Source organism: Sphingopyxis sp. P8, from assembly GCF_020622175.1.
Classification (GTDB): Bacteria; Pseudomonadota; Alphaproteobacteria; order Sphingomonadales; family Sphingomonadaceae; genus Sphingopyxis; species Sphingopyxis jiangsuensis.
The window spans coordinates 176489-196458 of record NZ_JACNMK010000002.1 but is presented as its reverse complement, the minus strand read 5'-3'; the positions used below and the strand labels follow the sequence as shown (position 1 = coordinate 196458).

Annotated in this window: 23 protein-coding genes; 13 read left to right on the top strand and 10 right to left on the bottom strand. The window is 67.3% G+C overall.

Annotated features, from left to right (window positions below; all coding sequences use genetic code 11):
* The first annotated feature begins 23 nt into the window (after positions 1-23).
* The 4 genes from H7692_RS09360 (at position 24) to H7692_RS09345 (ending at position 2347) form a co-directional block, all read left to right on the top strand.
* Positions 24-1010 (top strand): lyase, encoded by a 987-nt coding sequence (locus H7692_RS09360; protein WP_227340089.1) that lies wholly within the window; start codon positions 24-26, stop codon positions 1008-1010.
* A 53-nt stretch (positions 1011-1063) separates the two neighbouring features.
* The gene (locus H7692_RS09355; RefSeq protein ID WP_201928523.1) at positions 1064-1402 is read left to right on the top strand and encodes a c-type cytochrome; all 339 of its coding nucleotides are present in this window, start codon (positions 1064-1066) and stop codon (positions 1400-1402) included.
* Positions 1403-1479: 77 nt separating this feature from the next.
* Entirely contained in the window at positions 1480-1914 is a 435-nt protein-coding gene (locus tag H7692_RS09350; RefSeq protein ID WP_201928524.1) for a hypothetical protein, read from the top strand.
* Positions 1915-1945: 31 nt separating this feature from the next.
* Complete coding sequence (locus tag H7692_RS09345) at positions 1946-2347, top strand: DUF1489 domain-containing protein (RefSeq protein WP_201928525.1); 402 nt, start codon at positions 1946-1948, stop codon at positions 2345-2347.
* Here H7692_RS09345 and H7692_RS09340 read toward each other — a convergent pair.
* Positions 2334-2750, bottom strand: a complete 417-nt coding sequence (locus H7692_RS09340; protein ID WP_201928526.1) for a nuclear transport factor 2 family protein — start codon at positions 2748-2750, stop codon at positions 2334-2336. The two genes, H7692_RS09345 and H7692_RS09340, sit on opposite strands and share 14 nt — an antisense overlap.
* A complete protein-coding gene (locus tag H7692_RS09335; RefSeq protein WP_201928527.1) occupies positions 2747-3445 on the bottom strand; it encodes a dienelactone hydrolase family protein in 699 nt (232 codons plus the stop codon). Before H7692_RS09335 ends, H7692_RS09340 begins: the two co-directional genes overlap by 4 nt.
* A 102-nt stretch (positions 3446-3547) precedes the next feature.
* Here H7692_RS09335 and H7692_RS09330 point away from each other — a divergent pair, with 102 nt between their 5' ends.
* The 6 genes from H7692_RS09330 to H7692_RS09305 all read left to right on the top strand — a co-directional run bounded on the left by H7692_RS09330 (position 3548) and on the right by H7692_RS09305 (position 9729).
* Positions 3548-3838 carry a DUF6489 family protein gene (locus H7692_RS09330; RefSeq protein ID WP_201928528.1) on the top strand — a complete coding sequence of 97 codons (291 nt, stop codon included), beginning with the start codon at positions 3548-3550 and terminating at the stop codon, positions 3836-3838.
* A gap of 23 nt (positions 3839-3861) precedes the next feature.
* On the top strand, positions 3862-5166 hold the full coding sequence (mnmE, locus tag H7692_RS09325) for a tRNA uridine-5-carboxymethylaminomethyl(34) synthesis GTPase MnmE (RefSeq protein ID WP_314817501.1): 1305 nt from the start codon (positions 3862-3864) through the stop codon (positions 5164-5166).
* Positions 5167-5242: 76 nt separating this feature from the next.
* Entirely contained in the window at positions 5243-7105 is a 1863-nt protein-coding gene (gene mnmG, locus H7692_RS09320; RefSeq protein WP_222136654.1) for a tRNA uridine-5-carboxymethylaminomethyl(34) synthesis enzyme MnmG, read from the top strand.
* 246 nt (positions 7106-7351) lie between these two features.
* Complete coding sequence (gene rsmG / locus H7692_RS09315; RefSeq protein WP_390881109.1) at positions 7352-8002, top strand: 16S rRNA (guanine(527)-N(7))-methyltransferase RsmG; 651 nt, start codon at positions 7352-7354, stop codon at positions 8000-8002.
* Positions 7999-8781, top strand: a complete 783-nt coding sequence (locus H7692_RS09310; RefSeq protein WP_201928532.1) for a ParA family protein — start codon at positions 7999-8001, stop codon at positions 8779-8781. The genes rsmG and H7692_RS09310 overlap by 4 nt, the downstream gene beginning before the upstream one ends.
* Complete coding sequence (locus tag H7692_RS09305; RefSeq protein WP_222136650.1) at positions 8782-9729, top strand: ParB/RepB/Spo0J family partition protein; 948 nt, start codon at positions 8782-8784, stop codon at positions 9727-9729. It begins immediately after the preceding gene.
* 46 nt (positions 9730-9775) lie between these two features.
* Here the strand turns inward: H7692_RS09305 and H7692_RS09300 are convergent, their stop codons facing one another.
* The 5 genes from H7692_RS09300 to H7692_RS09280 form a co-directional block, all read right to left on the bottom strand.
* Positions 9776-10540 (bottom strand): hypothetical protein, encoded by a 765-nt coding sequence (locus H7692_RS09300; RefSeq protein WP_222136648.1) that lies wholly within the window; start codon positions 10538-10540, stop codon positions 9776-9778.
* Positions 10541-10662: 122 nt separating this feature from the next.
* The gene (gene msrB / locus H7692_RS09295) at positions 10663-11166 is read right to left on the bottom strand and encodes a peptide-methionine (R)-S-oxide reductase MsrB (RefSeq protein WP_227340088.1); all 504 of its coding nucleotides are present in this window, start codon (positions 11164-11166) and stop codon (positions 10663-10665) included.
* Positions 11167-11209: 43 nt separating this feature from the next.
* Positions 11210-12469 carry a cytochrome P450 gene (locus H7692_RS09290; RefSeq protein WP_201928535.1) on the bottom strand — a complete coding sequence of 420 codons (1260 nt, stop codon included), beginning with the start codon at positions 12467-12469 and terminating at the stop codon, positions 11210-11212.
* 69 nt (positions 12470-12538) lie between these two features.
* Positions 12539-13813, bottom strand: coding sequence for an ABC transporter permease (locus H7692_RS09285; RefSeq protein ID WP_222136646.1), 1275 nt, complete (start codon positions 13811-13813; stop codon positions 12539-12541).
* A complete protein-coding gene (locus H7692_RS09280; RefSeq protein WP_222136644.1) occupies positions 13810-14766 on the bottom strand; it encodes an ABC transporter ATP-binding protein in 957 nt (318 codons plus the stop codon). Before H7692_RS09280 ends, H7692_RS09285 begins: the two co-directional genes overlap by 4 nt.
* A 67-nt stretch (positions 14767-14833) precedes the next feature.
* Between H7692_RS09280 and queG the strand changes: the two genes are divergently transcribed.
* Complete coding sequence (gene queG, locus H7692_RS09275) at positions 14834-15886, top strand: tRNA epoxyqueuosine(34) reductase QueG (RefSeq protein WP_201928538.1); 1053 nt, start codon at positions 14834-14836, stop codon at positions 15884-15886.
* A 7-nt stretch (positions 15887-15893) separates the two neighbouring features.
* On the opposite strand, the gene H7692_RS09270 is transcribed toward queG, so the two are convergent.
* Together H7692_RS09270 and H7692_RS09265 are read right to left on the bottom strand one after the other, a co-directional pair.
* On the bottom strand, positions 15894-16262 hold the full coding sequence (locus H7692_RS09270) for a hypothetical protein (RefSeq protein WP_222136642.1): 369 nt from the start codon (positions 16260-16262) through the stop codon (positions 15894-15896).
* Positions 16259-16951, bottom strand: coding sequence for an EI24 domain-containing protein (locus H7692_RS09265; RefSeq protein ID WP_201928540.1), 693 nt, complete (start codon positions 16949-16951; stop codon positions 16259-16261). The genes H7692_RS09270 and H7692_RS09265 overlap by 4 nt, the downstream gene beginning before the upstream one ends.
* Positions 16952-17060: 109 nt before the next feature.
* Between H7692_RS09265 and H7692_RS09260 the strand changes: the two genes are divergently transcribed.
* Complete coding sequence (locus H7692_RS09260; protein WP_222136638.1) at positions 17061-18059, top strand: adenosine kinase; 999 nt, start codon at positions 17061-17063, stop codon at positions 18057-18059.
* Between the two features lie 55 nt (positions 18060-18114).
* On the top strand, positions 18115-18378 hold the full coding sequence (locus tag H7692_RS09255; protein WP_201928542.1) for a hypothetical protein: 264 nt from the start codon (positions 18115-18117) through the stop codon (positions 18376-18378).
* Here H7692_RS09255 and H7692_RS09250 read toward each other — a convergent pair.
* On the bottom strand, positions 18375-19922 hold the full coding sequence (locus H7692_RS09250) for a lipopolysaccharide biosynthesis protein (protein ID WP_413541443.1): 1548 nt from the start codon (positions 19920-19922) through the stop codon (positions 18375-18377). The two genes, H7692_RS09255 and H7692_RS09250, sit on opposite strands and share 4 nt — an antisense overlap.
* Between the last annotated feature and the right edge of the window lie 48 nt (positions 19923-19970).

Sequence of the window (19970 nt, the reverse complement as noted above, 5' to 3'; positions counted from 1 at the left end):
GCGTGCTGACTAGCGAGGCGCATATGAAGAAGCTTGGACTGATCGTCGTGGCCGTTTCGATGTTTTCGAGTGCGACCGCATGCGCCGAGGAACCGGCTTCGACGAAGCCGACAGCAAACGTCCAGGTCTTCGATGTAACGAGCGGATCGCGCCCCCACGACGTGGCGCCCGCTCCGGACGGAAAGATCTGGTACACGGCGCAGCGTCAGGGCGCGCTTGGTATCCTCGATCCTGCGACCGGTGCGGTCGAACAGATTCCGCTCGGTCCCGATTCGGCGCCGCACGGCGTGATTCAGGGGCCCGACGGCATGGCCTGGATCACCGACGGCGGGCAGAATGCGATCGTCCGCTTCGACCCCGCCACGCGCAAGATCGACGTCTGGAAGCTTCCCGCGGACAGCGGCTACACCAATCTCAACACCGGCGCGTTCGACGGCAAGGGCGTGCATTGGTTTACCGGACAGAATGGCATCTATGGCCGGGTGTCGGCCTTGGACGGCAAGGTGACTATCTGGAAGGACCCGAAAGGGCGCGGCCCCTATGGCATCGCGACCGCCCCCGACGGCACCGTCTGGTATGTCTCGCTTGCGGGCAGCCACCTCGCGCGGATCGACAGCGAGGATGGCAGCATCGAAACGATCGAACCGCCGACGCCGGGTGCTGGGCTGCGCCGTGTATGGGCCGACAGCAAGGGTGATCTGTGGATAACCGGCTGGAATAGCGGCGAACTCTATCGCTATCGCCCCGCTGCCGAGAGCTGGAAGACATGGAAGCTGCCGGGTGAGGCACCCAAGGCCTATGCCGTCTATGTCGATGAGCGCGACCTTGTGTGGGTGAGCGATTTTGCCGCCAACGCCACGCTGGTGTTCGATGCTGCAGACGAGAGTTGGACCAGCTATGCGGGGAGCGCACCGGGAGCCAATGTTCGCCAGATACTCGGACGCCCGGGGCAGATATTCCTTCCCGAATCGGGCACCGACCGCATCATGGTGGTGACGACCGCCGAATGAGGACGACCGCAACATTTTTCACGCTGTTGGCGGGTGGTGCCTGCTTCGCCGCTATGGCCATCGCTCAGACCCCCACTCCCCGCCCCGCAACGGGCGAGCGGGCGTTTCAGCGCTGCTACAGCTGCCATTCGCTCGACGCGACCGAGACGGGGCTTAGCGGTCCCAATCTCGACCGATTGATCGGAAAGCCGATCGCGGCCGATCGCAATTTTGCCTACTCGCCGGCATTCCGCGGCTTTGCCCGGCGCGAGAAGGTCTGGACGCGCCCCTTGCTCGATCAGTTTATAGCCGACCCCGAAAAACTCGTCCCGCATAACAGTATGAGCTATTTCGGAATGAAGGACGCCGAGCAAAGGCGCGCGCTCGTCGCCTATATTGCGGCGGACCGTTGAGGGTTTAGACGCCACGCGTCACGGCCAGCGGATTCGATTTGCTGGACAAATCAACCGACCGGTTTCAATCTTGGCATATGTCGGACGATGCCATGGTTCCAGTCGCCTTGATATTTGGTCGTGGCGAAGCCCTGAGCGTCGCGGCAATGCTCGATGCTGCCGGAATCATTGTCCATGTGGGCGGCGAACATTATACGAGCGTCACAGCCCATATCATCGCTGTGGGAGGGTTTCGTTTGACGGTCCCTGTCTGGCAGCATGCCGAAGCGGTCGCCGTTCTCACCGAGTTGGTGGCTATGCCCGAACCAGAGCCTTCCCCCGATCGGCATCGAGCATTGCGCAGGCTGCTCAAAGGCATCTTGATTGCATCCAGCGTAACGATGGCGCCATTTGTCGCCATCCACGGGGTCAAAATTTTGCTGGCCATCCTGCTTTCGCCGTTGATCATGCTGCAAATTCCCGTCGATCCACGCGTGCGAGGGGAATATTTTCTCGCCTCCGACCGCGCTTGAATCATAAAGGTTGTGACCCGATCTAGGCCGCATGAGCATGCTACATATGACGCGCGTCGCGGTGGGATGTCCCGACTATGCCGCGCTCGCAGCACGGATTTCGGATCGTGCCGAGCGCGGCGAAGTCAGGCTCACGACGCGGTTTCGGCCGAAACGAGCCGATGAATTGATCGGCGGCTACCTTCATTTCATCGTTAGGCACCTGATCGTCGGCCGCGTCCGGATACTGCGCTTCGACGATCGGTCCGACGGTCGCGTCGATATCGTTTGTGCGGCGCGGCTCGAACGCGTCCATCCGCAGCCGAAACGCGCGCATCAGGGCTGGCGATATATGGCCGAGGGCGACGCACCGCGGCCAGCGGGCGATGACAGCGGAATCGCCGACCTGCCGCCCGAACTCTATCGCGAGCTTGCGGAACTCAGCCTGATTTAGCCGCCTGCGCCGCAAGCATTTTTGCCATCGTCTCCCAGACCTTGTTGATCGCTTTGAGCGGTCGAACCATCACTTTGAAATCAGCGATTTTTCCGCTGTTGTCCCAACGGATGATGTCGACTCCATTGATCCGGATGCCGTCGATTTCGGTCTCGAATTCGAGCATCGCCTGGTCGCCATCGACGATTTCGCGCAAGTAACGAAAATTGTCTCCGCCGAGCACATGGCTTGCAGCGTGAAGATAGGCGAAGACGGTGTCGCGTCCCTCCTGCGGCGTGTGGACCACCGGCGAATGAAATACAGCGTCGGGTGCGAGCAGGTCGCGCAGCGCCTGCGGATCGCCTCTGCCCTCCATATAGGCATGCCATGCGGCGAGACCGGCGTGGCCCGCGGTCGCACTCATGCGAGATGCTTTGCGAAAAATTCGCGCGTGCGGCGATCGGCGAGTTCGGCGGTGTCGTTGTCGCGCCGGTTGCCCTCGGTCACCGCGAACCCATGACCAAGTCCTTGATAATCATGGAGAGTGACCTTCGGATGCGGGTCGAGCGCCTCGTGCATCTTCGCCTGCGCCTCCGCGCTCACAAACTGGTCGTCGGTCGGGATATGGAGCATCAGGGGGTTGGCGATCGCGTGGCTTTCGCCGACCATCTGATCGATCATCACGCCATAATAGCCGACCGACGCGTCGATGTCGGTCCGTGCGGCAGCCATATAGGCAAGCCGACCGCCCAGGCAGAAGCCGACGCATCCGGTCTTTGCGGTACCCTGTGTGCGCAGCCAGCGGATCGCCGCCTCGATATCCTTGACTCCGCCGTCCGGGTCGTACCGGCCAAAATAACCGAACGCCTCCTGCAACTGCTCCTCGACATCGGGGTCGAGTTCGATTCCGGGCGCGAAGCGCCAGAAAATGTCGGGTGCGATCGCCAGATAGCCCTCGGCCGCCCAGGCATCGCATTTTTCCCGGATTCCGGCGTTCACCCCGAAAATCTCCGGGATGACGACGATGCCGCGCGACGAATCGGCATCTGGGCGCGCGACATAGGCTGGGATGTCGCCCTCGCCGTCGAGCGCGGGGATGATGGTGTTCGTCGCGGACATGATGTCACTCCTCACTCTTGCCAATTGGGCGGGAAGGCGCAAAGCTAGCGATGCTGCGGGCGGTGCTCAAGCGGCATGGCAAATCGGGGCGGAGAAGGCGCGATGAAATTCAATATCGAGATCGATTGCACCCCCGAAGAGGCACGACGGCTGGTTGGCCTCCCCGACCTGGAGCCACTTCACGACATTTATCTCAGCCGAGTCAAGGAGTTGATGGCCAAGGGAATTACGCCCGACATGGTTCAATCGATGGTGAAAAGCTGGGTTCCGATGGGCGAATCGGGGCTGGGGTTGATCCAGTCGCTGCTCGGCCAGTTCGGCGGCCCGATGATGGGGGCGTCGGCGGCGAAGGCGGATAGTGACGACAAGCCGGCGCGGGGACGCAAGAGCTGAGCGACACGGCCGCGACGGACACGATATTTGCGCTGTCGAGCGGGATGCCGCCGGCGGCGATTGCGGTCGTGCGCATCAGCGGGCCGGCGGCGGCGAGCGCACTGACGTTGCTGAGCGGGCGGCTGCCGTCACCGCGCCGCGCTTCGCTCGCGCGGCTTTGCGATCCCGAGGGAAGGGCGCTCGATCAGGCACTGATGCTTTGGTTTCCCGGACCTGCGACCGCGACTGGCGAGGATCTGGCGGAACTGCATCTGCACGGCGGCCGCGCGGTGGTGGCGGCTGTAGAACGCGCACTTGCGGCGCTGCCGGGATTGCGTGCGGCGACGCCGGGCGAGTTCACGCGGCGCGCTTTTGCGAATGGGCGGATCGATCTCGCAGAGGCCGAAGGACTCGCCGACCTGCTCGCAGCTGAAACCGAAAGCCAGCGCGTGCAGGCGCTCGACATGGCGAGCGGGCATGTCTCGCGCGCGATTGCAGGCTGGCAGGAGCAACTGCTCGCGCTGATGGCGGGGGCGGAGGCCGAGTTGAATTTTTCCGACGAGGATGATGTCGAAGTTTATGAAAGTGCCGCGGAGCGTCTGGTTGGCGGGATGGGGGGGCTGGCGGCGGAGTTGGGGGAGTGGCTGGCGCGGCCGGCGGCCGAGGTGATTGCCGACGGGTTGTCGGTGGTGATCGCGGGGCCGCCCAATGCCGGAAAATCGACGTTGATCAATGCCTTGGCACAGCGCGAGCTGGCGATCGTGTCGCCGCTGGCCGGGACGACGCGCGACGTGATCGAGACGCCGCTCGCGCTCGACGGGATCGCGATGCGCTTTTCGGACACCGCGGGCCTGCGCGGCGAAGGTGCCGATGTTGTCGAGGCGATCGGAATCGACCGCGCGCGCGCCGCGATCGAGGCGGCCGACATCGTCCTGTGGCTCGGCGCCCCGGACGAGGCACCCGCACACCCGCGCACCATTCTGGTCGCGGCGCAGGCCGACCGCTGGCGCGGCGACGCCGCCGCCGAAGCGCGCGCCGCGCGCTGCGACCTCGCCGTGTCGGCAACAACGGGCGAGGGGATGGCGGCGCTGCACCGCCATATCGTCGAAATGGCGCGCACGCTGTTGCCGCGCGAGGGCGAGGCGGCGCTCCGCAAACGCCAACGCGACGCACTCGCCGAAGCGCGCGACTGGCTGACCGTCGAAAGCGGATCGCGCGAGGCGAGCGACCTGATCCTGCTGGCCGAACGGCTGCGCCTCGCGGGTGGCGCGCTCGACCGGATCACCGGACGCGCCGGCGTCGAGGACATGCTCGATACCTTGTTCGGTCGTTTCTGCATCGGGAAATGATGTTCCACGTGAAACAGCGCGAGCGCCGCGCGGCGGTAGCTTTGGCGCGCGTCATCGGCTAAAGCGCGCCGCAATCATGCCCAATCGCGCACTTTATGATGTCATCGTCGTCGGCGGCGGCCACGCCGGGACCGAGGCGGCAGCCGCCGCCGCGCGGCTCGGCGCGCGCGTCGCGCTCGTCAGTTTCGACCCCGCGCTGATCGGGACAATGTCGTGCAACCCCGCGATCGGCGGCCTCGGCAAGGGGCATCTGATGCGCGAGGTCGACGCGCTCGACGGCTGGATGGCGCGCGCCGCCGACGCGGCGGCGATCCATTATCGCATGCTCAACGCATCGAAGGGCGCCGCCGTCCAGGGGCCGCGCGTGCAGGCCGACCGCCGCCTCTATCGCGAGGCGATCCAGGCGATGCTCGCGTCGGAGCCGGGGATCGAGGTGATCGCGGGTGAGGCGGCGGGGCTGCGCCTGTCGCCCGACGGCGCACGCGTCGAAGGGCTCGATCTCGCCGACGGCCGCGCGCTGACCGCCGCGGCGCTTGTGCTCGCCACCGGCACCTTCCTCGGCGGGCGGCTGTTCCGCGGCGAGGAACGGATGGAGGGCGGACGCATCGGCGAGGCGGGCGCGCACCGCCTTGCCGAACAGTTGCGCGGCGCAAGTTTGCCCATGGCGCGGCTCAAGACCGGGACGCCTCCGCGCCTCGACGGACGTTCGATCGACTGGGCGCGGCTCGAGGAACAGCCTTCGGACGGCGGCGACTGGACCTGTTCCACGTGGAACAATCACCGCATCGTGCCGCAGATTTTCTGCGCGATTACGCGCACGAACGCCGAATCGCACCGGATTATCGCCGACAATCTTCACCGGTCGCCGCTCTTTACCGGCGCCATCGGCGCCGCGGGACCGCGTTACTGCCCCTCGATCGAGGACAAGATCCACCGCTTTGCCGACCGCGACGGCCACCAGGTCTTCCTAGAGCCCGAGGGGCTCGATACGCATCTGGTCTATCCGAACGGCATTTCGACCTCGCTCCCTGCCGATGTTCAGCTCGCGATGCTCCGCACGATGGATGGCCTCGAACAGGTCGCGATGATCGTTCCGGGTTACGCGGTCGAGTATGACCATATCGATCCGCGCGCGCTCGACCGGACGTTGCAGGTCCGCGCAATCGCAGGCCTTTATTGCGCCGGGCAGATCAATGGCACGACCGGTTATGAAGAGGCAGCGGCGCAGGGCCTGATTGCCGGTGCGAATGCCGCGCTGAGCGTGGCGGGGCAGGGGCCGCTGATCCTCGACCGCGCGCAATCCTATATCGGGGTGATGGTCGACGATCTTGTCCTGCAGGGCGTCACCGAACCCTATCGCATGCTCACAGCGCGCGCCGAATATCGGCTGCGGCTGCGCGCCGACAATGCTGCGACGCGGCTTACGCCATCGGGGGTCGCGCTGGGGCTGGTGCGCGGCGCCACCGCCGCGCAGTTCGCGGCGCGGCAGGCGATGCGCGAGTGTGCGGCCGCGCTGCTCGACGTTGCGGCGACCACCGCCGATTATGCCGCGCTCGGCCTGGCGCTTCCGGGCGACGGCGCGCCGCGCAAGCGCATCGACCTGCTGCGTTTTCCGGGCATGACGATCGACCGGCTTTCGGCGATTGCGCCCGAGCTGGGCGACATCGACGGCGCGATTCGCGCCGAAATCGCCGAAGATGCGCATTATGCGCCCTATGTCGCGCGGCACGACGCCGAGCTGAAAGCGCTGGCGGCGAATGAGGCGATCATTCTCGACCCCGCCCTCGATTATGCGGCGATCGGCGGATTGTCGCGCGAGATGGTCGAGCGGTTGTCGAAGGCGCGCCCCGAAACGCTGGGGCAGGCGTCGCGCGTCGATGGTGTGACGCCCGCTGCTCTCACCGCGATCCTCGTCCATAGCCGCCGGCGGGCGGCGTGATGGCGGTATCGGCGCTTCGATTTGCCTCACACAAGGCCACGAAGGGGGCGGCGCATGACCGGACTGTCGCCGGCAAAGGCGGATTTGTGGTCCGCTACGCTCTTAGGGTCCTGCTATGAGAAACTTTCCCGATGGGCCTGGCCGGGCCCGCTTCGCGCCCTTGCGCCCTTGCATGAGCGATGAAAAATCTCACGCAAAGGCGCGAAGGCGCGAAGATTGTTTCGGGGGCCAGCAGGGTTGAACGGCTTGAATATATTGACGAATGAGGTCGAAGCCCGGGCGTGGATCGGGGAGGCGCTTGCGCCGACGCCCGAGCAATGGGGCAGGCTCGAGCGCTTCGCTGCGATGCTCGTCGAAGAAAATACGCAGCAGAATTTGGTTGCGGCGTCGACGATTCCGACGATCTGGGCGCGGCATATTGCCGACAGCGCGCAGTTGCTGGCGTTCGACAAGGACGGCGAAGGGCTCTGGATCGACCTGGGGAGCGGGCCGGGGTTGCCGGGGGTGGTCGTTGCGATCCTGTCGGAGCGGCCGATGCTGCTCGTCGAATCACGGCGGCGCCGCTGCGACTTTCTGCGCGCGGTGACGGCCGAACTGGGACTCGCGCATGTCGAGGTCGCCGAAGCGCGGCTCGAGACGCTCGATACGCGCGCGGCGGCGACGATCAGCGCGCGCGCTTTTGCTCCGCTCGACCGCCTGCTCGACTTATCCGCGCGTTTTTCCACCGAATCGACGCGCTGGCTGCTTCCCAAGGGTCGAAATGCGGTAAAGGAACTGGCATTGCTGCCGCCGGCATGGCAGACTCTGTTTCACGTGGAACAGAGCCGCACCGACGTCGACAGCCAGATATTGGTCGGCACAGGCCGGATCGGCAGCAAAAAAAGAGGGAAGCGATGATCCGTATCGCCGTGGCGAACCAGAAGGGGGGAGTCGGCAAGACGACGACCGCGATCAATCTGGCGACCGCGCTCGCGGCGACGGGGTGGCGGACGCTGATTATCGACCTCGATCCGCAGGGCAATGCCTCGACCGGGCTGGGAATCAGCAAGGCGCAGCGCGATTGTTCGAGCTACGAGCTGCTGCGCGGCGACGCGACGCTCGGCGAATGCACCGTGCCGACCGCGGTACCGCGCCTCGATATCGTTCCCGCGACGGTCGACCTGTCGGGCGCCGAGATCGAGCTTGTCGAATTTTCCGACCGGCTGCACCGGCTGCAATCCGCGCTCGCGAGCGCCGAAGCGGGTCAGTGGGACATCTGCCTGATCGATTGCCCGCCGTCGCTCGGCATGCTCACGCTCAACGCGCTGATTGCGGCCGAATCGCTGATCGTGCCGTTGCAGTGCGAATTTTTTGCGCTCGAAGGGCTGAGCCAGCTGCTCACCACGGTCGAGCGCGTGCGCGGCCGCTTCAATCCGCAACTGATGATCCTCGGCGTCGCGCTGACGATGTTCGACCGCCGCAACCGGTTGACCGATCAGGTGTCCGACGATGTCCGCGAATGCCTGGGGCCCGTGGTCTTCGATACGGTGATTCCGCGCAATGTGCGGCTGTCGGAGGCGCCGAGCCACGGGCTTCCGGCGCTGATTTACGATCACCGCTGTCCCGGGTCGATGGCCTATATCGCGCTCGCGCGCGAGCTTATCGGCCGCCTCCCGAACGTCCGCAAGGCCGCTTAAATGTCTGATTCAAGTGATGAAAATGCTGCTCCAACGCCGCGCAAGCGCCCGTCGGGCCTCGGCCGCGGGCTGAACGCGCTGTTCGGCGACGCCGCGGTCGAATCGCCGGTGCTTGCGAGCGCCGGCGGCGCGGCACGGCCGGCGCCGGTCGATGGCGACGCTGTCCAGCATATCGCGCTCGGCGCAATTCGTCCGCTTCCCGGGCAGCCGCGCCGCCATTTCGACGAGGCCGCGATTGCCGAACTGTCCGTATCGATCGCCGCGCGCGGGCTGCTTCAGCCGATCATCGTCCGCCGCGCCCCCGACGGGCAGGGGTATCAGCTGGTCGCGGGCGAGCGCCGCTGGCGCGCCGCGCAGCGCGCCGGGCTGCACCAGATCCCGACGCTCGTGCGCGAACTCGACGATGCCGCGACCTACGAGATTGCGCTCGTCGAGAATATCCAGCGCGAGGACCTGAATGCGATCGAAGAGGCGGTCGCCTATCGCCGCCTGATCGAGGATTATGGGCATAGCCAGGAAGCGCTGGCGAAACTCGTCGGAAAATCGCGCAGCCACGTCGCCAATTTGATGCGCCTGCTCGACCTGCCGCCGACGGTGCGCGCGATGGTCGCCGACGGATCGCTCGCAATGGGGCATGCGCGCGCGCTGATCGGCGCCGACGAGGCCGAAACGCTCGCGCGGCGCGTCGTCAAGGAGGGATTGTCGGTGCGCGCGGTCGAATCGCTCGTGCGCGACAGCCGCGCGCCGCGCAAGTCAGCCGGCGATGCGGCGCCTTCGTCGGGGCGCGATCCCGACATTGTCGCGGTCGAGCGGCACCTGTCCGAGTTGCTCGGAATCGGCACGGCGATCCAATATGCCGGCGGCGGCAAGGGCACGCTGACGCTGAAATTCGCATCGCTCGACCAGCTCGACATGATCTGCCAGAGGTTGTCGGGCGAGGGAATCTAGGGTCCTGACCCTGGGCGCGGCTGCAAATGCCGGGGCGCGCGGCGCCCTAACGCGCCCGAATGCCGTAATCGATCCGGATTCGGACCCAGCTGCCCACCTGAGGCCGCCCGCGAATGCGCGCCGGCCGCACCCTGAACTGCCATGCCGCCGCGAGGACGGCGCGGGTGATCTGCGATCCGTTGGGATATTCGTCGAGCCCGACGCAATCCTCGACGCGGTAATCGGGCGCGGTGCGGCAGGCGATCAGCCCCCAGCCGGGGCCGCTCGCGGTCGACAGAAAACCGCGCAGTTCCGCGTCGGTAGGCTCGCGATACCAGGAGGCGGCGTAGAGCGGTTCGCCATTGGGCGCCGTTCCGACCCGCTCCGAATCGCGCGCGGCGGGGGAGCCGCCGCGGTCGGGGGGGCCGTAAACCGCGCCGCCGGGCGGACGGACGCCGATCGGGGGAGCTGTCGGCGAAGGCAGCGGTTCGACGGGGATCGGCGGGGGTGGGGCGGGCTGCGGCTCGGGCATCCGGACCGGCTGCGGTTCGACCATGTCGGGTTCGGTCGGGACGGGCTGTTCGGCGGCAGGCACGCTTTCCGAGCGGCTCGATTGCGCCTCGTCCACGGACTCCTGCGGCGCGCTGATCGTCACGACGCTGATCGGTTGCAGTTTTTCGTCGGTTGGCAGTTGCGGGCCAAAGGCGAGCAGCATCAGAAGCAGCAGCGCGGTGATCAGGACGGCGAGGCTTATCGCAAAGGTGCGGCGCCCCGCCCCGATGCTGAGAAGTTCGACATAGGGGGTGGCGGAAGCGCGGCTCAGCTGGGGCAATCTTTGATGATGTCCGCTGGCCCGGATGCCAGATGCGACAGGTCGCGGAATACGGGCGCGCCCGAAGTTTTACAAGTATCTGCCCGCAAGCGCGCGCCGAACGGCCCCGCGAACGCGCCGCCTCAGGCGGGACGGAAATCGAGCGCGACGCCGTTCATGCAATAGCGCTTGCCCGTCGGCTTCGGTCCGTCGTTGAAAACATGGCCCAAATGCCCGCCGCAGCGCTTGCAATGCACCTCGGTGCGCGGATAGCCGAGGTCATAGTCGGTGCCGGTGCCGATCGCGCCCTTCAATGGCGCCCAGAAGCTGGGCCAGCCGGTGCGGCTTTCATATTTGGTCCTGCTCGAATAGAGCGGCAGCGCGCACCCCGCGCAGACAAAGGTTCCGGCGCGTTTTTCGCCGTCGAGCGGGCTCGAATAGGGGCGTTCGGTGGCCGCCTCGCGCAGCACGCGAAACTCCATCGGGGTCAGCCGCTTGCGCCATTCGGCCTCGCTCAGCCGCCAGCCGGGCGCCGCCTGCGGGCGCGAACCCGACTTGGCGAACAGCATCGGCGCGCCGATCAGCGCCCCGCCGAGGGCGAGTCCGGACAATATATAGCGACGTTCGATCATGTCGGGCTTTCTCATTGCCCCTTGTTCGGTGGCGACGCCCGCCCGGTTTCAGCGCGCGTCAGTATTTTTCGAGCGTGACGTTCATGTGGCGATAGCCGTGGACGAAGCTGGCGTGGACGCGCTCGGGCTCGGCCTCGACATTCACGCGGAGGCGGCGGCGCTGCATTTCGGAAATCAGCGTCGTCAGCTGAAGCTCGGCGACGCGCGCGCCGACGCAGCGGTGGATGCCGTAACCGAAGGCGAGGTGGCGTCGCGCATTTTCGCGGTCGACGATGATGCGGTCGCCGTCGGGAAAGACGCTCTCGTCGCGGTTCGCCGAAGCGTACCAGAGCGCGATCTTGTCGCGCGCCCTGATCTGCTGGCCGAACAGCTCGGTATCCTCCATCGCGGTGCGGCGCATGTGCGCGAGCGGGGTCTGCCAGCGGATAATCTCGTGCATCGCATTGACCGCGAGTTCGGGATCGTGGTTCGATTCGAGCTTCGCGCGCTCGTCGGGGAAGCGATGGAGGCCATAGGCATAGGCCGACATCGAATTGCGCGTCGTGTCGTTGCCGCCGACGATGAGCAAGATGAGGTTGCCCATGAATTCCTCATGGCTCATGTGGCTCATCGCGTCCGACTGGAGCATGATCGAGATCAGGTCGTGCTTGCCGGGATTCTTGGCCTTGTGATCCCATAACTCCTTGAAAGCAGCGCCCATTTCATAGGCAGTCGCGAGCCGCGCCTGGCGCTCCTCGACCGTGCCGAAGCTTTCGATATCGCCGAGGCGGTCGGACCAGCCGGTGAGCTTGTGCCGGTCGGCCCAGGGAAAGTCGAAGAGGATCGCGAGCATGTCGGTCGTGAGTTCGATCGACACTTTTTCGACCCAGTCGAACGTCTCGCCGACGGGCAGCGTGTCGAGAAGGTCGCTCGTGCGCTGCTGCGTGTCGGCGCGCATCCGTTCGATTTCGGAGGGGCCGAAGGCGGGCGCGACGGTGCGCCGCTGCGCGGTGTGCTGCGGCGGGTCCATCGCGATGAACATCGGCATCGGGACCTCGCCCTCTTTCAGATGGTCGACCCCGTCGCCGGCGACGGTGATGCCGCCATATTGCCACGACGAGGAGAAGATCTTGGGCAGCGCCTCGACATGCTGGATCGGCTTGTAGGTCGTGACCGACCAATAGGGGCCGAACTTCGAATCCTCGCAATAATAGATCGGCGATTCGGTGCGCAGCTGGCGCATCGGCTCCTGCCAGCGATCCTCGCTCCACAGCTCGGCGCGGCTGACGTCGAGCGGATTGGCGGCGGCAGCGGGGGATTCGCGAACGACGGTGGCCATGGGGCAGCTCCTCTCTTGGCCGTCTGATGCGGCCCGATCAGTTGCAGAATGCCACTATTAACAGCTTTGTCAACGAAGCGCTGGCGAATCGCCCTGCGCGCGCGCCGTGCCGCGCCAGAATTTCCACCCGCCGCCGCCGCTGAGCACGCCCGAGCGGAAGAGGCGGACCGAGAGGAGGATGACGAGTCCGACCCACAGCGCCTGCCAGCCGAGCGCGAGCAGGTGGACCGCGTGGTCGCCGTCGGTCGCGGCGCGCGCCGCCATCGCGAGCGGCGAGGAGAAGGGGAAGATCTGCGCGACGGTCGCGAGCGCTGTGCCGGGCGCGCTCGCCGCGGCCGCCGACAGGCTGAACATGCCGACCTGGAAAATGGTGATCGGCAGGCTGAGCATCTGGATTTCGCGCACCGTCCCCGCCTGCGCGCCGACGCCGAGGAACACCGCGCCGAGCAGCAGGAATTCCATGACGAAATAGGCAAAGCAGATGGCGATGAAGAAAGCCCAGCCGGTTGCAGGGGCGGCGCCGAGCGCGGCTGCGGCCGGACTCGCCGCATTGGCAGCCGCGACTGCCGCGGGGTCCATCTGCGTCGCGGCGATGAAACCGCCGCCGACCGCCATCGCCGACCAGAAAGCGATGAAAAGGATCGCGACGCCGAGCAGGCCGAGCAGCTTGCCGAGAAAGACGCTTTCGAGCGGCACGGCTGCCGCCAGTATCTCGATGACCTTGTTGCCTTTTTCTTCGGCGAGCATCCCCACTGCCTGTCCCGCGAGGAGCAGGGTGAGGAGGAAGATGGTGAAGACCGCGCCAAAGCCCATCGATTGCTGCGCCGCGACGCTGGTGCCGCCGGTCGCGACGCTTTCGAAGCGCGCTTCGACCGGGGTGACCGTTCCCGCGGCGCGGTCGCGCATCACGGCGTCGGCGAGCAGCGCGAGATAGCGTCCCGAGCGGCTGCCCGCTTCCTGCTCGACGATCGCGGGTGCGGCAAGCGGGCCGTGCATCACCGCATAGGTGTCGCTTCCCTTTTCGCGCATCACCGCGCGCGGGTCGTCGCCGGGGGCGGCGACACGGATGAGCAGCGTCGGCGGGGCGCCGCGTCCCGCGAGCGCGGCGCGCAGCCGCTGGTCGGCGCTGCGCAGCGCCTCGATATCGGCGGCGTCGGCCAGCGCGACGATGCGTCCCGCGCCGCGCGCGCTGTCGGCGAGCTGCGACGCGCCGAGCCCGCCGATCGCGCCGAGGCCGATCATGAACAGCGGCGCGAGGAGGAAAAGGAGGAAGGTCGGCGTTGCGACGATCGAAAGAAAGTCGCGCCGCGCGATAACAAGCATGTTGCGGACGAAATGATTCATGCCGCTGCCTCCTCGACCGCGTCGCTCGTTGCGTCGGCGTCGAAGGCGGCGTCGACCTGTCGCACGATATGGACGAAGGCATCGTGCAATCCGGGACGCGCGATCGACAAGCCGGCGACGCCGAATCCGCTCGCGGTGATGCGCGCGAGCAGCGGCTCGATCGCCGTGTCGTCGACGGGAAAATACCAGGCGTCGCCGCGCCGCTCGGCGCCCGCGGGGAGCAGAGCGGCGATGGCGGGGGCGTCGGCGTCGCCGCGCGGCGTATAGCGCACCTGCATCGGCAGCAGCGCGCGCGCATCGTCGACACTGCCCTCGAAGCGGCGCTGCGACCGCGCGATGATCGCGATCCGGTCGCACAGCCGCTCGGCATGCGCCATGACATGCGTCGAAAAGAGGATCGTCGCGCCGCGGTCGCGCTCGCGCCGGACGAGCATTTCGAGCCGTTCCTGGTTGACGGGGTCGAGCCCCGAAAAAGGCTCGTCGAGGACGATAAGGTCGGGCGCGTGGACGATCGACCCGATGAGCTGGATCATCTGCGCCATGCCTTTCGACATCTTGCGGATCTTTTCGTCAACGACGCGTTCGAGCCCGAGTTCGCCCATGAAGGCGGCGGCGCGGCGGCGCCCCTCGCGCCAGTCGAGCCCGCGCAGCGCGCCCATGAAGGCGATCGCCTCGCGCGCCTTCATCCCGGGATAAAGGCCTCGTTCTTCGGGCAGATAGCCGATGCGGTGGCGCACGGCGCGCGGCGCGTGGCCGCCAAGCAGGCGGCTTTGGCCCGCGTCGGGGTCGATGATGCCGAGCGTCATGCGCAGGCTCGTCGTCTTGCCCGCGCCATTGGGGCCGAGCACGCCATAGATACTGCCCGATGGAACCTGCAACGAGACGCCGTCGACCGCCTTGAATCCGCCGAAATCTTTCGAGAGGCCGGTCGCCTCGACGCTATAGTCGGTCAAAAGCTGGTCCCCGTGCTGACATATCCCGACCTATGGCATGGACGGGTGCTTGCCGTATAGAGCGCCGATGGTTTCCGAAGCCTTGCCTCCCCTCGAACAGCGCCTCGAAGCCGCCGCGCGCGCGCACGGGTTCGTCGCCTTCGGGATCGCGGGGGCCGATTCCGCGCCGCAAACGGCGACGCGGCTGCGCGAATGGCTTGCCGATGGATGCCACGGCGACATGATCTGGATGGAGAGCCGCGCAGCGCAGCGCGGATCGCCCAAGGGGCTGTGGCCCGAGGTCAAATCGGTGATTGCGCTCGGGATGAGCTATGCGCCCGCGACCGACCCGCTCGCGCTCGCCGGTCATCGCGACCGCGGGCGCATTTCGGTCTATGCGCAGGGCGCGGACTATCATGACGTCGTCAAAAAGGCGCTCAAGGCGACCGCACGCTGGCTCGTCGGCGAGGTTCCCGATGCTGAGGTCAAGGTCTTCGTCGACACCGCGCCGGTGATGGAAAAGCCGCTCGCCGCCGCCGCGGGGCTCGGCTGGCAGGGCAAGCATACGAACATGGTCAGCCGCGAACATGGCAGCTGGCTGTTCCTCGGCGCGATCTATACCACGCTCGATCTCGCCGCGAGCACGCCCGGGCGAGACCGCTGCGGCAGTTGCGCCGCGTGCCAGGACGCGTGCCCGACGAACGCCTTTCCCGCGCCCTATCGCCTCGATGCGCGGCGCTGCATCTCCTATCTCACGATCGAGCATGACGGGCCGATCCCGGTCGAGCATCGCCGCGCGATCGGCAATCGCATCTATGGCTGCGACGATTGCCTTGCTGTGTGCCCGTGGAACAAATTTGCAAGCACGGCGCAGGCGCACCGCGCCTTCCTGCCGCGCGCCGAGCTTGCGGCGCCGTCGCTGGCGGGGCTGCTCGCGCTCGACGACGCCGATTTCCGCCGCGTCTTTGCGGGATCGCCGATCAAGCGGATCGGGCGCAACCGCATGGTCCGCAACGCCGCAATCGCGGCGGGGAACAGCGGCGATGCAGGATTTACGAAGATTCTCAGCGCGTTGGCAAACGACGAATCACCGATGGTCGCCGACGCGGCGCGCTGGGCGCTCGCCGAACTGGCGTCATGACGCCGCGCTAGCGGCGCAGCGTCTCGGCGCAGCTGTCGACTTCGGCGTTGCGGCCATCGGGGGTGCGCGCGTCGGCGTGCGTTGCGACCGCCTGTGCCCCGGTGCGCGGCGCATAGAAATAGACGTCGAGAATGCAGCTCGACCCCGCAAATTGCAGCTTGCGCCCGCCGCCCTCGCTGACGTCGAGCCGCGGCTTGCCGAACATCCGTCCCACCGCATCGGCGCTGTTGCCGAGCAGCCGGTTGTGCTGGACCGGTTGCGCGGCGACGGGCGGAGCGGTCGCTGCGGGGGGGCGATAAACCTGCGGGATCGCGCTGCCGGCGCATCCGGCGAGCAGTGCCGCAAGCGGCAGGAGGGCGAGCGGGCGCAGGGTCATGGCACATCCTCGATCGGGCCGGTGCGGCCGAGATGGAACAGGTGGACCGCCATAGCCGCGCCGACGATGGGCGCCAACAGATTGGCGACGGGGACCAGAAAGGCTGCGGCGGACAGCGCGCCGAGCGACCAGCGCGCCCGCCGCGACAGGGGCATGCTCGCCGGATGGCGCGCGCGCACCATCGCCTCGAGATCGCGGCCGAGCAGGACCGCGTTGATCGCAAAGGCAAGGAGCGGCGCACCGACGCCTGTGAAGATGAGCGCGATATAGAATGGCAGCGCGACGAGGTTCACCGCGACGACCCGCCCGGCCGAGGCGAGCCCGAGCCTCGCGCTCGCCGCAAGGCTGACCGGAACCGCGCGGTCGGCGGCGGCGGGATAGTGGCGCCGCTCGACCGCGGCGACGATGCCGTCGGCGAACAGGCCGATGACGAGGATCGCGACCGCGCGAAAGAGCAGCCACGCGCCCGCGACGAGCAGGAGCGCGACCAGCACCCCCGCCATGTCGGCTTCGCGCGAGCCGAGCCATTGCCAATGGACGAGCGCCCAGCGCGCCGCCGCGACAATCGCCGCGCCCGCCGCGACGAAGACGAGCAGCGTGAGCGCGAGGCTCTGCGCCAGAATCGCGAGCACGCGCCGGTTGGGGAGGTCGCCGAGGGCGAGCGACAGGGCGTGGAGCGCGCGGGTCATGCGCTTCGTTGGCGCGCCGGGCGGCGCCGCGTCAAGCGCTGCGCTTGCCTTGCGGCGCCCCGCCCCGTAAAGGCGCGCGCAACTCCCGCATCCGGACACAGGAATTTTCATGGCCTCCACCGCCCGTTTCGACGTTGTCGCCATCGGCAATGCCATCGTCGACGTCATCGCCCGCGCCGACGATGCGCTGATCACCGCCGAAGGGCTGACCAAGGGGTCGATGCGCCTGATCGACGCCGACGAGGCGACGCGCCTTTATGCCGCAATGGGTCCGGCGGTCGAAATGTCGGGCGGGTCGGCGGCGAACACGCTGGCCGGGATGGCAGCGCTCGGGCGGCGCTGCGCGTTCATCGGGCAGGTCGCCGACGACCAGCTCGGCCATGTCTTCACGCACGACCTGCGCGCGCTCGGCGTCGCCTATGATACGCCCGCGCTCAAGGAAGGCGCGCCGACCGCGCGCTGCCTGATCCTTGTCACGCCCGACGGCCAGCGCACGATGAACACCTTTCTCGGCGCGAGCCACCTGCTCGAACAGGCGATGATCGACGAGGACGTGATCGCGGCGTCGGATATCCTCTATCTCGAGGGGTATCTGTGGGATCCGCCGCTGTCGCGTGCGGCGATGCGCCGCGCGATCGACGTGTCGCGCGCGGCGGGCCGCAAGGTCGCGTTCACCCTTTCGGACGCCTTCATCATCGACCGCCACGGCGAGGATTTCCGCGCGCTGATCGCCGAAGGGCTGTTCGACATCCTGTTCGCGAACGAGGTCGAGATCATGGCGCTCGCGGACGAGCAGGATTTCGAGGCGGCGGTCGCGAAGATTGCGCCGAAAGTGCCGTTGCTTGTCGTGACACGCAGCGAAAAGGGCGCGATCGCGGTCGAGGGCGGCGTCCGCACCGAAGTCGGCGCCGAGCCGATCGACGAGGTCGTCGACACGACGGGCGCGGGCGACCTGTTCGCGGCCGGATTCCTGGCGGGCCTCGCCGAAGCGCGCCCGGTTGCCGAATGCCTGACGATGGGCGCGGTGTGCGCGCGCGAAATCATCGCGCAGATCGGCCCGCGCGCGCAAAGCGACCTCAACGCCAAGGTCGCCGCGCGGCTCGGTTAGGAACCTTCGGCCCGCGTCGTGCGTCCTATCGCCCAACAGCATAGGAGGCATAAGCATGGCCGATGAAATTCACACGACGCGCAATCCCGACGGGACGACGCACACCACGACGGTCGTCGATCGCGAACCGCGCCGCGGCGGCGGGCTGGGCATGGCGATCATCGCGCTGGTCGCGCTTGCGGTCGCCGTCTTCGTCGCGTTCCAGTTCCTCGGCAACGAACAGGCCGAAACCGGCGCAATCACCGAAGCCGCGCAAAAGGTGGGCGACGCCGCGCAGGATGTCGGAAATGCGGCGCAGGACGCCGTGAATAACGACTAGGCCTGGGTTGCCGGTGCGGCGGCATCGGGATGCTTGCGGAACAGCGCGCGGTCGGCGGGGCCGAAGCCGCGCGTCCAGATGAGCCAGGCATAGATACCGAGGATGACGGGGACGCCGATCAGCAGCTCGGCCCATTCGGGAAGCTGCGTCGCGCCCCAGCCGAGCACCGCCGCGCCGCCGGTCGCCCAGAACAGCGCCCAGCGCAGGCTGTTCACCGGCGCGCCGAGGATCCGCGACAGCAGTCGCGCCTTGACGAGCGAGGCAAAGCCGAGTGCCAGCATCAGCGCGAGCGCGACGGCGCCAGCATAATAGATCGGGTGAAGCCCCATCGACTGCGCGAGCAGGATCAGCCCGACGCTGAGGACCGCCTGCAGCGCGAGCGTCGCGAGGCTGATGAGCAGGTTGCGGTGGCGCGCGACATAGACGAGCGCGGCTTCGCTGACGACCGCGGTCGCCGCCACGACCTCGGCGGCGAGCAGGAAGGCGAGCGCGCCGGTACCGCTGACGAATTCGGGGCCGACGAGCCCCATCACCGCCTCGCCCGGAATGCCGAGCGCGAGCGCGACGCCCGCCTGCGCGGCGATAATCCAGAAGCCGACCTGGCTGACCTGTGCCGCCACGGCGCCAAGCCGGTTTTCCGCCAGGTTCCGCGTGATCACGGGGCCGAGGATCGGCTCGAAGCTTGTCTTGAGTTTCTGTGGCAGCGAGGCAACCTGCTGCGCCATGTAATAGATGCCGTAAATCGCCGGCGAGGTGAACTGGCCGAGGATGAAGAGGTCGAGCCGGCGCGTCCCCCATTCGATCGCATCGGCGGCGGCGAGCGGCGCGTTGCGCCGCGCAACCCTGATCAGCGTTGCGGGGTGCGGCTGCCACCCGCGCGGGGCGCCATAATGGCCGATCATCGGGACGAGTGCGGTCAGAAAGGCCGCGATCATCGCCGTGGCGTAGGACAGCATCAGCCCGTCGCGCACCGACACGTACCAGAATCCGGCTGCCGCGGCGCTGATCACCCACGGCTCGACGACCGCGCGCGCACGCACCGTCGCGCCGATGTCAAAGCGATAGGCGCAGGCGGCGAGCGCAATCTCGGTCCCTGCAATCGCAAAGACGAGCAGCGCCATCCAGCGGTCGGCTCCCGCGACGTCGCCCGCCGGGAACATGACCTGCGGAAGAAGAAAGAGGAAGGTCGAGCCTGCGGCGGAGGCGAGAAAGGCGACGAACATGCCGTCCCACACGACCATGCGGTGATCGGCGCCCGGCGCGCTCAACTGTTCGGCGAGACCGCGCTTGAGGCCCAAAGTGGCGAGCTGCGCGACGAGTTCGATGACGAGGACGGCAAAGGCGAAACGCCCGACCGCCTCGGGCCCGTACCAGCGCCCGGCCACATAGAGAAAGGGCAGGCGCGCGACGAGGCGCAGCACGAATCCGAAGAAATTGGTGCGTCCGCCCTTGGCGAGCGCGGCGGCATCGGCATCGCGCAACTCGGCGTCGGGGCGATGCTCCGAATCGGGCGTGCGCGCGGTTCCGCTGTCGGTCTGGCTCAAGCCCCGCGCCCCTTCTGTTCGTCCCCTGCGCCGGGTTTAGCGCGGCGC